Source organism: Kineococcus deserti (genome assembly GCF_050871945.1).
Lineage (GTDB): Bacteria > Actinomycetota > Actinomycetes > Actinomycetales > Kineococcaceae > Kineococcus.
On sequence record NZ_JBJLSI010000024.1, the window covers coordinates 23,670 to 37,788 of the forward strand.

The 14,119-nt window shown below is 74.8% G+C and carries 10 protein-coding genes; 9 read left to right on the forward strand and 1 reads right to left on the reverse strand.

Annotated elements, in window-relative coordinates; translation table 11 throughout:
* Nucleotides 1-182: 182 nt before the first annotated feature.
* The 9 genes from ACRYR2_RS17225 (at nucleotide 183) to ACRYR2_RS17265 (ending at nucleotide 12,597) form a co-directional block, all read left to right on the forward strand.
* Nucleotides 183-2,279 carry an ATP-binding protein gene (locus ACRYR2_RS17225; protein WP_432564124.1) on the forward strand — a complete coding sequence of 699 codons (2,097 nt, stop codon included), beginning with the start codon at nucleotides 183-185 and terminating at the stop codon, nucleotides 2,277-2,279.
* Nucleotides 2,276-4,054 carry a sensor histidine kinase gene (locus ACRYR2_RS17230; protein WP_432564125.1) on the forward strand — a complete coding sequence of 593 codons (1,779 nt, stop codon included), beginning with the start codon at nucleotides 2,276-2,278 and terminating at the stop codon, nucleotides 4,052-4,054. Before ACRYR2_RS17225 ends, ACRYR2_RS17230 begins: the two co-directional genes overlap by 4 nt.
* Nucleotides 4,055-4,175: 121 nt before the next feature.
* Nucleotides 4,176-4,565, forward strand: a complete 390-nt coding sequence (locus ACRYR2_RS17235; protein WP_432564126.1) for a response regulator — start codon at nucleotides 4,176-4,178, stop codon at nucleotides 4,563-4,565.
* A 200-nt stretch (nucleotides 4,566-4,765) separates the two neighbouring features.
* Nucleotides 4,766-6,820, forward strand: a complete 2,055-nt coding sequence (gene flhA, locus ACRYR2_RS17240) for a flagellar biosynthesis protein FlhA (protein WP_432564127.1) — start codon at nucleotides 4,766-4,768, stop codon at nucleotides 6,818-6,820.
* Nucleotides 6,804-9,242 carry a hypothetical protein gene (locus ACRYR2_RS17245; RefSeq protein WP_432564128.1) on the forward strand — a complete coding sequence of 813 codons (2,439 nt, stop codon included), beginning with the start codon at nucleotides 6,804-6,806 and terminating at the stop codon, nucleotides 9,240-9,242. The genes flhA and ACRYR2_RS17245 overlap by 17 nt, the downstream gene beginning before the upstream one ends.
* 44 nt (nucleotides 9,243-9,286) lie before the next feature.
* Entirely contained in the window at nucleotides 9,287-10,015 is a 729-nt protein-coding gene (locus tag ACRYR2_RS17250) for a PilZ domain-containing protein (protein ID WP_432564129.1), read from the forward strand.
* Entirely contained in the window at nucleotides 10,012-10,257 is a 246-nt protein-coding gene (locus ACRYR2_RS17255; protein WP_432564130.1) for a hypothetical protein, read from the forward strand. The genes ACRYR2_RS17250 and ACRYR2_RS17255 overlap by 4 nt, the downstream gene beginning before the upstream one ends.
* 135 nt (nucleotides 10,258-10,392) lie before the next feature.
* The gene (csrA, locus tag ACRYR2_RS17260) at nucleotides 10,393-10,629 is read left to right on the forward strand and encodes a carbon storage regulator CsrA (RefSeq protein ID WP_432564131.1); all 237 of its coding nucleotides are present in this window, start codon (nucleotides 10,393-10,395) and stop codon (nucleotides 10,627-10,629) included.
* Nucleotides 10,630-10,803: 174 nt separating this feature from the next.
* The gene (locus ACRYR2_RS17265) at nucleotides 10,804-12,597 is read left to right on the forward strand and encodes a diguanylate cyclase domain-containing protein (protein ID WP_432564132.1); all 1,794 of its coding nucleotides are present in this window, start codon (nucleotides 10,804-10,806) and stop codon (nucleotides 12,595-12,597) included.
* A 330-nt stretch (nucleotides 12,598-12,927) separates the two neighbouring features.
* On the opposite strand, the gene ACRYR2_RS17270 is transcribed toward ACRYR2_RS17265, so the two are convergent.
* Nucleotides 12,928-14,037, reverse strand: coding sequence for an App1 family protein (locus ACRYR2_RS17270; protein WP_432564171.1), 1,110 nt, complete (start codon nucleotides 14,035-14,037; stop codon nucleotides 12,928-12,930).
* Nucleotides 14,038-14,119: the final 82 nt, after the last annotated feature.

Here is a 14,119-nt window from a genome sequence, read left to right on the forward strand (position 1 = left end):
CGCCCCCGCGGAAACAACAGTCTCCGTCGTCCGGACCCCGGTTCCGGTGACGGAGACTGTTGTTTCCGCGGGGGCGCGGGGGCGCGGGGGCGACGGTGGTGTTCAAGGTCGGGGACGGGGCGACCGATGGCAACGGGGTGAGCCGAGGGGGTGAGGCGCGGACTGCGCCGAACGGGGACAGCGTGACCGGGCGCGCCCGCCGCTCCGGCGACCGCGCCGACGTCGGCGGCACCTCCGTCGGGGTCCGCCTCACCCGCGCCCTCGGCGTCGTCGTCGCCCTGCTGCTGCTCGTCGGCGTCACCGGCGCCGGGGGACTGCTGGCCACCGGCTCCTCCCGCACCCGCGAGACCCAGCTGCGCGGTCTGGAGGCGGCCAACGCCGCCCTGGAGCTCACCCTCGCCGACGCCGACGCCGCCGTCCGCGACTACCACGACACCGGCCAGCAGCGGATGCTCGACACCTTCGACCGTTCCGTCGCCGCGCTGCCGGCGCTGCGCTCCCACGTCCAGTCCCTCACCACCGACCCGTTGCAGCGCAGCCTGTTCGCCGAGCAGAGCCGTCTCATCGACAGCTGGCTGCAGGCCACCGACCCCGACCGCGGCGCCGCCGACACCACCGGCGCCGCCGCCCAGGCCGACGCCTTCGCCGACCTGCGCGAGGCCAACAGCCGCCTCGACGTCCTCGTGCGCCACCAGCGCCGCGAGGCCACCGCGACCGAGAACTGGGTCCGCTACGGCGCCCTGGCCGGCACCGGGGTGGCCCTGGCCGCCGCCCTGGCCGTCGTCGTGTCCACCGGCACCCGCACCCGACGCGCCCTCGTCGACCCCCTGCGCGCCCTCGTCGACGTCCTGGACGCCCTGCACGAGGGCGGGGGCCGCGGCGACCGCCGCACCCAGGCCGACCCCACCGACGGCCCCGCCGAGGTCCGCTCGGTGGCGCTGGCCGTCAACGACCTGGCCCGCGAGAACGCCCGGCTGCTGCAGGCGGCCGAGCAGTCCGCCCACCTGCACCGCCTCGCCGGCGACATCGGCCGGCAGGTGCGCGACCAGCTCGTGGCCGAGGACGCCCTGCAGGTCGCCGTCACCCGGCTGGGCGAGGAGCTCGGCGTGGCCCGCGTCTGGGTGCGCATGCTGACCGACGCGGGCCTGGGACCCGTCGCCCGGCAGTGGGCGCAGGCGCCGCTGGCCCCGCTGCCGGCCACCCCCGGCGACGCCGTGGCCTCCTCCGCCGACACCCGCAGCTGGCTGCACGAGCTGCACACCAGCGGCGAAGTGCAGGCCGTGCCCGACACCCGCACCCTGCGCGGGCGCTCGGCGGCCCTGGACGACTTCCTGCGCGACTGCCAGGCGCGGGCCCTGCTGCTGGTGCCCATCGGCGTCGGGGACAGGCCCCACGGCCTGCTGACGGTGGTGTGCGGCACCGGACCGCGCGACTGGAGCGTGCAGGAGGTCGACCTGGCCCGCTCCGTGGCCGTCGACCTGGCCCGCGCCCTCGTCCTGGCCGGGCTGTACCGCGCCCAGGAACGGCTGCTGGGGGAGCTGCGCGAGGTCGAGTCGGTCAAGTCCGACCTGCTGGCCACCGTCTCGCACGAGCTGCGCACCCCGCTGACCAGCATCTCCGGCTACCTGGAACTGCTGCGCGACGGCGCCGTCGGGCAGGTCTCCGAGGACGTCGCGGCCGTGCTGGGCATCGTCGAGCGCAACACCGAGCGCCTGCGCGCGCTCATCGAGGACCTGCTGCTGCTCTCGCGCGTGGAGTCCGCGCCCACCGCCGACGTGCGCGGCAGCGCGGCCGTGGCCGACCTGGTCACCGGCGTGCTGGCGGCCGTGGCCGCCTCGGCCACCCGCGGCGGCACCGTGCGCTGCACCACCCCCGAGGCGGACCTGGCCGGGCTGCGCATCGACGGCGACGCCGAGCACCTGCACCGCGCGCTGCTGGCCGTCGTCGACAACGCCGTGAAGTTCTCCCCGCCCGGGTCCCTGGTGCGCCTGCGCGTCGAACGGCACCCGCGCACCGTCCGTTTCGTGGTGCAGGACAACGGGATGGGCATTCCGGCCGGCGAGGTCCAGGCCGTCTTCGACCGCTTCGCCCGCGGGTCCAACGCCGGGGTCCAGCAGGTTCCCGGCACCGGCCTGGGGCTGACCATCGCCCGCGACCTGGTCCGCCTGCACGGCGGCACCGTCGCCCTGGACTCCACCGAGGGGCAGGGCACCACCGCCGTGGTCAGCCTGCCCCTGCACGACGCCCTGGAAGAGCTCACGCTCGGTGGTGTCCGGTGAGCGCGCACGTCCACCCCCGCGCGGCCGACCGCGCGCCGCACCTGTCGCAGCGGCCGGAGACGGCGCGGCTGGCGGCCCTGCACGGGTACGCCCTGCTCGACGCCCCCGCCGACCCCGAGCTCGACGCGATCGTGCGCATCGCCGCCGCGATCGCCGGGGTGCCCACCGCCACGGTCAACCTCATCGACGCCCACCGCCAGTGCCAGCTGTCGGCCGTCGGCTTCACCGGCCGCGACAGCGCCCGCGCCGAGTCGATGTGCGCCCGCAACCTCGCCGACCCCGACGTCGTGCACGTGCCCGACGCCCGCCTGGACGCCCGCTACGCCGGCAGCGCCTGGGTCGACGGCCGCCTCGGCGACGTCGTCTTCTACGCCTCGGCCCCGCTCGTCACCCCCGACGGGCACCACCTGGGCAGCCTGTGCGTCTTCGACGAGGTCAGCCACGAGCTCAGCGCCGGCCAGGTCGACCGGCTGCGCGACCTGGCCGGGATCGTCATGGCCCTGCTGGAACGACGCAAGCGCCACCGCGAGCAGCAGCAGCTGGTCGCCGAGGTCGAGGAGCAGCGAGAGCTCGCCGTGCTGACCCTGACCGAGCTGCAGACCCGCGAGGAGTTCACCCGCGCCCTGCTCGACACCGTCGACGTGGCCGTCGTGGCCTGCGACGCCCAGGGCCGCCTGACGGTGTTCAACCCCACCGCCCGCGCGGTGCACGGCATGGACGCCGACCCCGGCCTGCCCTCGACCGAGCACGCCGGCACCTACGGGCTCTTCGCCGCCGACGGCACCACGCCGCTGGCGGCCGGCGACGTGCCGCTGCACCGCGCCCTGCACGGGCAGAGCGTGCGCGGGGTCGAGATGGTCATCGCCCCCACCGGCCGCGACCCCGTGCGCATGGCGTGCACCGGCCGCGCCCTGCACGACGAGGACGGCGCCGTCATCGGCGCCGTCGTGGCCATGCAGGACATCACCGCCGACCGCGCCCGGATCCTGGCCCTGGAGGAGGCCGGCGAGCAGCTGCGCTCCCAGGGCGCCGACCTGGCCGCCGCCGTGGCCGACCTGCGCCGCTCCAACGACGAGCTCGGCAACCTGGCCGCCGTCGCCAGCCACGACCTGGCCGCCCCGCTGACCGTCGTCGTCGGCTACCTCGAACTCGTCCTGGACGTGCACGGGCAGGCCCTGGGCGCCGAGGGCAGCGGCTGGATCGGCACCGCCCTGCGGGCGGCGCAGCGCATGCAGGGGCTCATCGAGGCCGTCCTGGAGCACGCCCGCGCCGACTCCACCGGCTTCGCCGCGCGCCCCGTGGACGTGCGCGACGTGCTGACCCACGTGGTGGAGGACCTCGGCGCCGCGTGCGCCGAGGCCGAGATCACCTTCGACGGCGCGCCCGGCGTGGCGACCCACGCCGACCCCGTCCTGCTGCGCCAGCTGCTGCAGAACCTCGTCGGCAACTCGGTGCGCTACCGCAGTCCCGACCGGCCCTGCCGGGTGCAGGTGCGGGTGAGCGCCGCCGGGCGGGGGTGGGAGCTGGCCGTCGTCGACAACGGCCGCGGCATCCCCGCCGACCAGCGCGAACAGGTCTTCGCGATGTTCGCCGTGGCCCCGACGCCCGACGGGGCGCCCGAGGGCGCCGGGGGAGTGCGCCGCCCCGGCTACGGCATCGGCCTGGCGACCTGCCAGCGCATCGTCGAGCGCCACGGCGGGCGCATCGTCGTCGAGCAGACCCCCGGCGGCGGGGCGACGCTGCGGGCCACCTTCCCCGTCGGTCACACTGAGTGAAGACATTCAACTTCAGGTGATGACGGTCGATGGGACCGCCGAACTGCGTCAACCGTGCAGTCAACCGTGCAGTCAACCGTGCAGTCGGCCGACCGGCCGACCAGCCGTCGAGGAGGGCCCCGTGGCACGAGTGCTGGTCGTCGAGGACGACCCGGACATCCGCCAGCTCGTCGAGCTGCGCCTGCGTGGCCTGGGCCACCGCGTCGTCTCCGCCCCCTCCGGCGCCGAGGCGCTCGCCGTCATCGCCGAACGCGGCGCCCCGGAGGTCGTCGTCCTGGACGTGGCCATGCCCGGCATGACCGGCCTGGAGGTGCTGCGGACCCTGCGCGCCCAGCCCGAGCACGCCGACCTGCCCGCCGTCTTCCTGTCCGCCCGGGTGCGCCCGGAGGACATCGCCGCCGGCGAGCAGCTCGGCGCGATCTACCTCACCAAGCCGTTCGTCGTCAGCGCGCTGGCGGGCGCCATCGACAAGGCGCTGGCCGCTGTCGCGCAGGGCGCCGGCGGCTGGTGACCGGGCACGTCCCGCAGGGCCCCGGTCGACTCCCGACCGGGGCCTTCGTGCTCGCCGGGCGGGTGCACCCGGACGGGTGGCTAAAGGACGTGCTCCCCGGTGCCGAAGGAGGCACTAGCCAGGAAGGCTGAAGCAAGGCCACGGATGGGCCGCTGGACGAGGGACACCCGTTCGGGTTCCCGAGATCAACAGGCGGTGCGGTGCGACTCCCGAACTTCTCGCAGCTGGCGGTCCCCATGGGGGTCGTCGGCATCGTCCTGCTGCTCGTCGTGCCCCTGCCGGCGGCTCTGCTGGACTTCCTGATCGCGTTCAACATCACCCTGTCGCTGCTGGCGCTGCTGGTGACGATGTTCGTCAGGCGGGCCCTGGACTTCTCGGTCTTCCCCTCGCTCATCCTCGTGCTCACCCTGTTCCGGCTGGGCCTGAACGTGGCCTCCACGCGCCTGGTGCTCTCCGACGGCTTCGCCGGCAAGGTCATCGAGGCCTTCGGTCACTTCGTGATCTCCGGCTCGCTGGTCATCGGCATGGTGATCTTCCTGATCCTGGTCGTCATCCAGTTCGTGGTCATCACCAAGGGTGCTGAGCGCGTCGCCGAGGTCGGCGCCCGCTTCACCCTGGACGCCATGCCGGGCAAGCAGATGGCCATCGACGCCGACCTCAACGCCGGCCTGATCGACGAGGGCGAGGCCCGCCGCCGCCGCGCCGACGTCACCGCCGAGGCCGACTTCTACGGCGCCATGGACGGTGGCTCGAAGTTCGTCAAGGGCGACGCCATCGCCGGCATCGTCATCGTCATGATCAACCTCATCGGTGGCTTCGCCATCGGCATGGTCCAGCACGGCCTGGGCCCGGCGGAGTCGATCAACAAGTACGCCCTGCTGAGCATCGGTGACGGCCTGGTCTCCCAGGTCCCCGCCCTGCTGCTGTCCGTCGCGACCGGCCTCATCGTCACCCGCGCCACCTCCAACGGCGACATGGGCTCGGAGGCCATCCGGCAGCTGTCGCAGCAGAAGCTGGCCTTCCAGATCGCCGGCGGCGCGATGGTCGTCCTGGCGCTCATCCCCTCCATGCCCAAGGTGCCGTTCCTGCTCATCGGCGGCGCGGCCATCTTCGCCTCCACCCGCATCGCCAAGCGCGACAAGGCCACCGCCCGCGAGGCCGCCCTGGCCGAGCTGACCCCGGCGCCGGTCAACCCGAACGAGGCGGCCGAGAACCTGCTCGAGGAGATGCGCGTCGACCCGCTCGAGGTCGTCCTGGCCCCCGACCTGGTCGACCTGGTCGACACCTCCGGCGGCGGCGACCTGCTCGAACGCGTGCGCGCCCTGCGCCGCAAGATCGCCCTGGAGCTGGGCCTGGTCGTCCCGCCGGTGCGCACCCGCGACTCCCTCGACCTGCCGATGTCCACCTACGCCGTGCGCATCTCCGGCGTCGAGGTGGCCCGCGGCACGGCCCCGCCCGGGCAGGTCCTGGCCCTGGGCGACAACCTCGACGGCCTGCCCGGTCGCGCCACCGTCGAACCGGTCTTCGGCCTGGCCGGCAAGTGGATCCCGGCCGAACTGCGCCACCAGGCCCAGCTCATGGGCGCCACGGTCGTCGACCGCGCCAGCGTCCTCATCACGCACCTGGGCGAACTGGTCCGCACGCACGCCCCGCGCCTGCTGTCGCGCGAGGACGTCCGCTCGCTGGTCGAGGCCCTCAAGCGCACCCACCCGGCCGTCGTCGACGAGCTCACCCCGGCCGTGCTGACCCTCGGCGAGGTCCAGCGCGTCCTGCAGGCGATGCTCGACGAGGCCGTGCCGATCCGCGACCTGGCCCGCATCTTCGAGGCGCTCTCGCTCAAGGCCAAGGCCGGCTCCGACCTCGACGGCCTCGTGGAGGCCGCCCGCCGCTCGCTGGGCCCGGCCGTGGCCGCGGTCCACGAGCAGGACGGCACGCTGCACGTCATCACCCTGGACCCCGTCCTGGAGCAGCAGCTGGCCGAGTCGCTGCGACCCGGTGAGCACGGCGCCAGCCTGGCCCTGGACGCCATGACGGCCGAGCACCTGGTGACCGGCTCAAGTTCCTGCCTCGAACGTGCCGAAGGGCAGGGCATCAGTGCAGTCCTCGTGTGTGCGCCTCCGCTGCGAGCGCCGCTGCGTCGCCTGCTGAAGGTGGCGGTGGGCCGCCTGCACGTCCTGTCCTACGACGACGTGAGCAACCACCCCCGGATCGAGACGGTTGGATCGGTGAGCGGAGTCCATGCACTTGCTTCTTGAGGGTTCTGACCTGCAGGAACTGCTGACCCAGGCGCGCGAGCAGCACGGGCCGGCGGCCCGTGTCGTGCGCGCCGAGCGCATCCGCTCCGGCGGGGTGGCCGGGTTCTTCTCCAAGGAGCGCTACGAGGTGACCGTGGAACTGGACGGCGAGAGCGGCACCGAGGAGCCCACCGCGGCCCCGACCCCGGCCCCGGCCTCGGCGGGGGACCCCGCCGAGCCGGGCGAGGAGCGGGAGGCCCTCGACTTCGAGGCGCTGCTGGCGGCCGCCGACGCGGCCGAGTCCTCCGCCGCCACCACCCCGGCTGCCGTCCCGGCCGCTGCTCCGCTCGAGCAGGCGCAGGGTGAGGACTTCGAGTCCGCCCGCGCCGGGCTGCTGGAGGTGCTGCGCGCCTCCGGTACGCCTTCCGGCGAGCAGCCGGACGAGGAGGCGCTCAAGGTTTCCGACGTCGATGCCGAGGACCACCTCGTGATCGCGCAAACGGGTGACACCCACACGGGTGAGTTCGAGCCGGCGGCCGACCAGCAGGTCGCCGACGGCGCCGAGGACTTCGCCGCCGCCTACGAGCAGGAGCTGGCCGAGCAGGCCCGCCTCGAGGCCGAGCGGGCCGACGCCCAGCGCGCTGACGCCGAGCGGGCCGAGGCCGAGCGGGTGGCCGCCGAGCGTGCGGCCGCCGAGCGTGCGGACGCCGAGCGGGCCGAGGCCGAGCGGGTGGCCGCCGAGCGTGCGGAAGCCGAGCGTGCGGAAGCCGAGCGGGTGGCCGCCGAGCGGGCCGAGGCCGAACGAGTTCTGGAAGAGGAGCGGATGCAGCAGCTGCAGATCGAGCGTCAGGAACAGGCCCGTCGCGAGGCCGCGCGGGCGCAGGAGCTGCGCCGCGAGGAGGCCCGCGCCGACGTCCGCCGTCGCCAGGCCGAGCGCCTGCGCGCCCCGCAGGCCCCGGCGTCGCAGACCGCGCCTCCGGCCCGGTCGCTGGGCGAGGTCCTCGCGGCGGCCGACGCCGCCGAGGGCACCAACCGCCTCGAGGCGATGCTCGGCGCACGCGCCCCCCAGGCGCCCCAGCGCTCTCAGAACTCCCTGCACAGCGCTCCGCAGGCCCGCCCGCACCGGCCGATCTCGACCGAGAGCGACTCCTTCGCCCGCACCGTGGAGGCCGTGCGCTCCTCGGCCTCGACGACCGTCCGGGGCGCCTCGCGCACTCCTGCGCCTGGAGTAACGGCTGATGTACGCTCGGTGACGACGCCGCAGGCGCAGCCCGCTCGTCCCCGTCCGGGTCGCGACCAGGCGCAGCGTTGGGCGGCCGACCGGCCGTCCGGCCGCCCGCAGGGGTCCGGCCGCACCGTCCGCACCTCGGAGGATCGCGTGTCCGAACAGTTCGGTACCGCCAACGGCACCGCCAACGGTGCCGCCGGGACCCGTCGTCCCGAGCAGGGTCCGGCCCGTCGTCCTGAGCTGCGGCGCCCGGCCGCCGTCGAGGACCAGTTCGGCGACCAGTTCGGCGACCGGTTCGAGAGCGCGCGCCGCGGGGACTGGGCGCACGACTACCAGGCGCTGGAACAGCCCTTCGAGCAGGCCTACGAACAGCCCTTCGAGCAGCCCTACGAGCAGTCCTTCGAGCGTGGCTACGAGGGCGCCTACGAGGGCGGTTTCACGCAGGACCACCCGGTGGAGGAGGAGCGCGCGCCGCGTCAGGACGAGCGAGCGGGCCGCACCTTCCAGGCCACCCGCGCCGGCAACGAGCGCATGAACCGTGATGGGGACGACAACGAGGCGATGAGCATGGATCTGACTTACCGTGAACCCGTGACCACCTACAGTGAGCGCTCGGTCCCGTCGCGCGTGTCCTACCGTGAACCGCAGGACACCGGTGACGTCCTGCGCCTGGCCCGTGACATCGACGTCCCCGCCCCGCTGCGGGTCGGCGCCGGTGAGCTCGTCGTGGTCATCGGCGAAGCCGACGCCGTCGTCTCCGCCGCCCTGCTGGTCGCCGACGAGGTCGGCTCGGAGGCGCCGCTGGTCCTGGGCCGCGCCGACGTGCAGAACACCGTCACCGCCGACGAGCTGCCCGCCCGCCAGGAGCAGGCCCGCCGCTGGAGCGCCCCGCTGACCGTCGCCATCCCGGCCCGCCCGACCGGTGCCGACGCCGAGCGCGCCGCGCGCATGGCCGCCGAGGTCGGCGCCGCCTCCGTCGTCGTGTGCGTCGACGCGACCCGTCGCAGCCACGCCGTCGCCAGCCTGCTGCGCGCCCTCGAGGGTGTCGGCCTGCCGGCCCGCCGGCTGGCCGTGCACCGCGCCGCCGAGAGCCCGGACCCGCTGGACGTCCTGTCCCTCGACGTCCCCGTCGGCTTCCTCGACGGCCGTCCGGCCACCTCCGGGGCCTGGGCCGGACTGCTGCTGGACGCTGCCGGCGACCACGGCGTGCGCTGAGCCGCGCCACCCGCGCACGCGCAGCGAACCGGAGAGCAGACTCCATGGCCAGACGTGCCCCCGCGGGAGCGGAACTGACGCGCTCCGCTCCCGCGCACTGGCCCGGTCTCAACGACCGGGTCTGGGTCGAGGTGCAGCTACCCGACACGCTCGGCGGCGAGGCGGTGCGCCTGCCCACGCGCGTGGAGGACGCCGTCGGCGGCACCCTGTCGGTCGCCGCGCCGAGCTTCCGCGGGGACCTGCACGTCGTGGCCCCCGGCCTGGCGGTCACGGTCGCCTGGGCCGGGCCGCGCGGGCAGAGCCGGCAGGACTTCCTGATCGCCGAGGTCGTCCGGCGCCGCGTCCCGTCCTGGGACCTGGCCCCGTGCAGCGACGTCGTGGTCGAACAGCGCCGCCGCTACGCACGCGTCCCGGCCGTGGGCGAGGCCCGCATCAGCCCGGTGGCCGGCGATCCCCTCCAGCTCGAGGCGGATTCGGCCGATGCAGTACCCGAGCCCGTGCTGACCGCCCGGCTGATCGACCTCAGCGAGGGCGGTTCGGCGGTCAGCGTGCGCTCGGGGTCCTGGCTGCGGCTGGGACGGCTGGCCCGGGTCTCCTTCGACCTCGAGGGGTACCCGGTGGACCAGGTCGGGCAGGTCGTCCGCGCGCTGGACTCCCTCGACCCCGACCTCGTCGAGGCCGTGGTCGCCTTCACCGAGCCGGTTCCCGCCGCGGACCGGTTGCGCCGCTACGTCATGCAGACCCAGATCCGAACCCGACGAGGAGACCGATGACCGCGCTCGTGCTGGCCGTCAGCCTGCTGCTGGCCGGGCCCGCCGTCCTGGCCGTCGCCCGGGGGACCGGCAGCGTGGACACCGCGCTGCTGCACCTGGTGCTGGCGCTCGTCGCGAGCACCGTCGCCGGCCACGTCCTGCGCATCCTCGTGCGCGGCTACCAGGCTCAGGCCGCCGAGGCCGAGGTCGCCGAGGCCGGCGAGGGCGAGCCGCTGCACGGACGGCGCCGCACCGACTTCTGAGCCGACCCGCGACCCGGGTTCGTGGCGCCCGTCCCCGGCCGGGGACGGGCGTTCGTCGTGCCGGTCGCGACTCGCCCCGACAAGCTGTCACCCGAACGACATGGCTGATCACGGTTCGTCACCTATGCTGTGTCCATGCTGGTCCTGACCCGCAAGGCCGGGGAATCCGTCGTCATCGGCGACGAGGTCGTCGTGCGTGTCCTCGAGGTCCGCGGTGACGTGGTGCGGGTCGGCATCGACGCGCCGCGCGACGTGCAGGTGCACCGGCAGGAGGTCTACGAGGCCGTCCGGGAGGCGAACATCGCCTCGGCCGGCGCCTCGGAGGAGGCCATCAGCGCGCTGCAGGGGATCGTGCGCCGCGCCGGCGCCTGACGACTCCGACGGGCCCGGACCTCGCGAGGCCCGGGCGCCCCTGCACCTGAACGTTTCACCTCGACGGGTCGCAGCGCTCAAGGACGGCCGACCGGGGTCCGAAACCACCACCAGACGCAGTGGTGCACCCTCGCGCGCCACGATCCGGGAACCGGCAACGGTGGAGGTGGACTCATGGCGGCTGTGCCGTCCGCGAACTCGTCCGGGCTGCTCGCCGGCGCACCGTTGCTGGAGGCCGTGGAGCACTCGGGTGCCGCGGTGCTGGTGCTCGACGCCGAGGGGACCGTGGCCCAGGTGACCAGCGGCTTCGCCCGCCTGGTCGGTGAACTGCCCCAGGACCTGGTCGGCGCCCGCCGGCTCACCTGGTGGCTGGGACTGACCGTCGACAGCCACGAGCGGGTCGAGGGTGCGGGCCCGGAGGAACTGCCCCCGGTTCCGGCCGCCGTGCTCGGCGCCAGCATGCCCACCGGCGCGGACCTGCTCTCGGTGCTGCGTCCCGCGGTGGACGGCGCCGTCACCACCGGCTCCCGCAGCGGTGTCGAGGCCGACGTCGACCTCGGCCGGTCCGACGGCCAGCTGCTGGTCGCCCGGGTGAGCCTGACCGGCCTGCCGGGCGGGGGAGCGGTGCTGGTCGCGCGCGACATCACCGCCGAGCGCTCCGCGCTGCAGCAGCTGCGGACCCTGCTGGCCCGCCAGGACGCGGTCATCTCCGCCAGCCCGGACACCATCTACCGCGTCCACCTCCTGCAGGAGGTCGTGGAGTGGACCAACACCGGCGGCGCCTCCCTGCTCGGTCTGGCCTCCGTGGACCGGACGGTCCCCACGGCCCCCGTCCACCCCGACGACGCCGCCGGCGTCGAGCGGGCGCTGGAGTCGCTGCGCACCGCGGCGGCCGGCGAGATCGTCGAGTGCACCTACCGCGTCGTGGACGGGTACGGACACGAGCGCTGGGTGCACACCCGCTCCACCGTCTCCGACCGCTCGGCCACCGGCCAGGTGCTGCGCGTGGTGGGCATCGCCCAGGACCTCACCGAGACGATCACCACCATGGACGCCCTGGCCGGCTCCGAGCGACGGTTCCACGAGATCTTCGCCCGCGGCCCGGTGGGCATGGTGCTGTTCGGCCTGGAGGGCTGGATCAGCGAGGTCAACGACGCGCTGTGCACCCTCCTGGAACGCGACACCGCCGACCTCGTCGGCGCCCCCGCCGCCGAGGTCGTCGACCCGCCCGCCCCCGGGGACCGCAGCAGCGCCGGCGAACGCGACGACCTGGCCCGGGCGCACACGCAGCTGGAGGCGCTGCTGGCCGGCACCGAGGAGGTCGTGCACCGCGAGCGGCGCTACGAGCTGCCCAGCGGCCGGACGGTCTGGGCGCAGATCTCCCTGTCGCTGACCTCCTCCAGCACCGGGGAGCCGGCCTTCCTGGCCTTCGTCGAGGACGTCACGGCCCGCAAGCGCGAGGCCGAGCAGCTCGAGCACGCCGCGTTGCACGACCCGCTGACCGGCCTGCCCAACCGCGCCAAGGCCGAGGACCAGCTGCGCACCGCGCTGGCCCGCACCCAGCGTCGCGGCGGTGGCTGCGCGGTGCTGTTCGTCGACCTGGACCACTTCAAGGACGTCAACGACACCCTCGGGCACGCCGCCGGCGACGCGCTGCTGCGCGACGTGGCCGACCGGCTGCGCGGTCTGCTGCGCGCCGGTGACCTGGCCGCCCGCATCGGCGGCGACGAGTTCGTCCTCGTCTGCGAGGACGTCGCCGACGCCAAGGCGCTGGCCGCCATCGCCGAGCGCGTGTGCCACCGGATCACCATCCCGGTCGACCTGGGCAGCCGCACCGTCGTCGTCAGCGCCAGCGTCGGTGCGGCCCGCACCGACGGTGAGCTGACGCCCGAGGAGCTGCTGCGCGCGGCCGACCGGGCCATGTACCGGGCCAAGGCGGCCGGACGGGCCTGCTGGCGCGCGGACTGAGGTCGCGCCCCCACCGGCAGGTGACCAAGGTCACCCCCGTTCGGCGGTGGCCAGGGGCGGCGCCGTCGGGGCTGATCGTTAGTCTGGCTGACGACCCGCCACCGAATGGTGAGACGACAGCGTTGTCTGCGGTTCGCACGACAGACACCCGCTCCGACCAGGAGGTTGTGATGGACGAGAACACCGTGCTGGAGGCCACCGCCGACGTCGTCGACGTCCGCGAGCCCGTGGAGCTGACGACGGTCGCGAACCCGCGCCGCACCCAGCTCTGACGAGCCCGGTCCCAGGCCGGTCCCGCACCCGCGGGGCCGGCCTTCTCACTGCCCGGGGTCAGGGGGCCTGGAGGATCCCCGCCCGGTACCAGTGGTGCAGGATCTCGTAGCCGTTGTCCCCGCTGACCCACGGCACGGGGGAGTCGGCCGGGGTCGCGGCCGAGGCCAGCGGGTGCCCACCGGCCAGCAGCTGCTCGGCCGGGGTCAGCCGCCGGATGCCCACCCCCGCGACCCGTTCGGGCGCGGCGGACAGGAACTCGGCGTACAGCGTCGGGTCGTGCTGGCCGTCGTCGCCCACGAGCAGCCACGTCACCTGCGGCAGCTCGCGCGCCAGCCGCGCCAGCGACTCGCGCTTGTGCGCGCTGCCGTCGCGGAACCAGCCGGTGTTCGTCGGCCCCCAGTCGGTCAGCAGCAGCGCCCCGGAGGGGTAGCCGTACCGGTCCAGGAACCGGGTCAGCGTCGGTGCCACGTTCCAGGCCCCGGTGGACAGGTACAGCACCGGCGCGCCGGGGTTCTCGGCCACGACCTGCCGGTACAGCTCGGCCATCCCGTTGACCGGGACCCGGGCCCGCTCGTCCAGCACGAAGGAGTTCCACGCCGCCACCAGCGGCCGCGGCAGGCGGGTGACCACGACGGTGTCGTCGATGTCGGACAGCAGCCCGACCACCGGGTCCGGCCCGACGACGACCACCCGCGCCCGGCCGCTGTGCCGCATAGCGCTGCCGGGCAGCAGCTCGGCCCCGCCCTCGGTGTCGTCGCCGACGAGCTCGACGGTCTGGGCCACCGCCTCGGCGTCGAAGGAGTCCGGGCCGACGGTCAGGACGACCTCGTGCTCGCCGGGGGGCAGGTCGATCTCGACGCGCTCGTCGAGGTAGCCCTCGCGGTTGGTGCGCACGGTCCGCTCCTGCCCGCCGATGCGCACCGTGACGGCCGCATCGGCGATGGGCACGGTGAGGAAGTTGCGCCACCCGCGCACGGTGCGGACCTCGTCGCGTTCGGTCTGCTCCAGGGTGTCCTCGCGGCCCAGCAGCACCCGGCCGAAGACCCGCACCCAGCCCGGGCCGCCGTAGCCGGGGTATGCCAGCGCCCGCGCGTGGTAGCCGCGGCGGCGCAACCGGCGCCCGGCCAGCCCCTTGACGGCGTCCTCCAGCCGGGCCGCGCGGTGCAGACCGTGCTCGCCGGGGCGGGGGGTGGAGAAGTCGCCGCGCAGTTCCTGCAGGTCCCGGCGGGCCTCCTCGACCCGCCGTGAC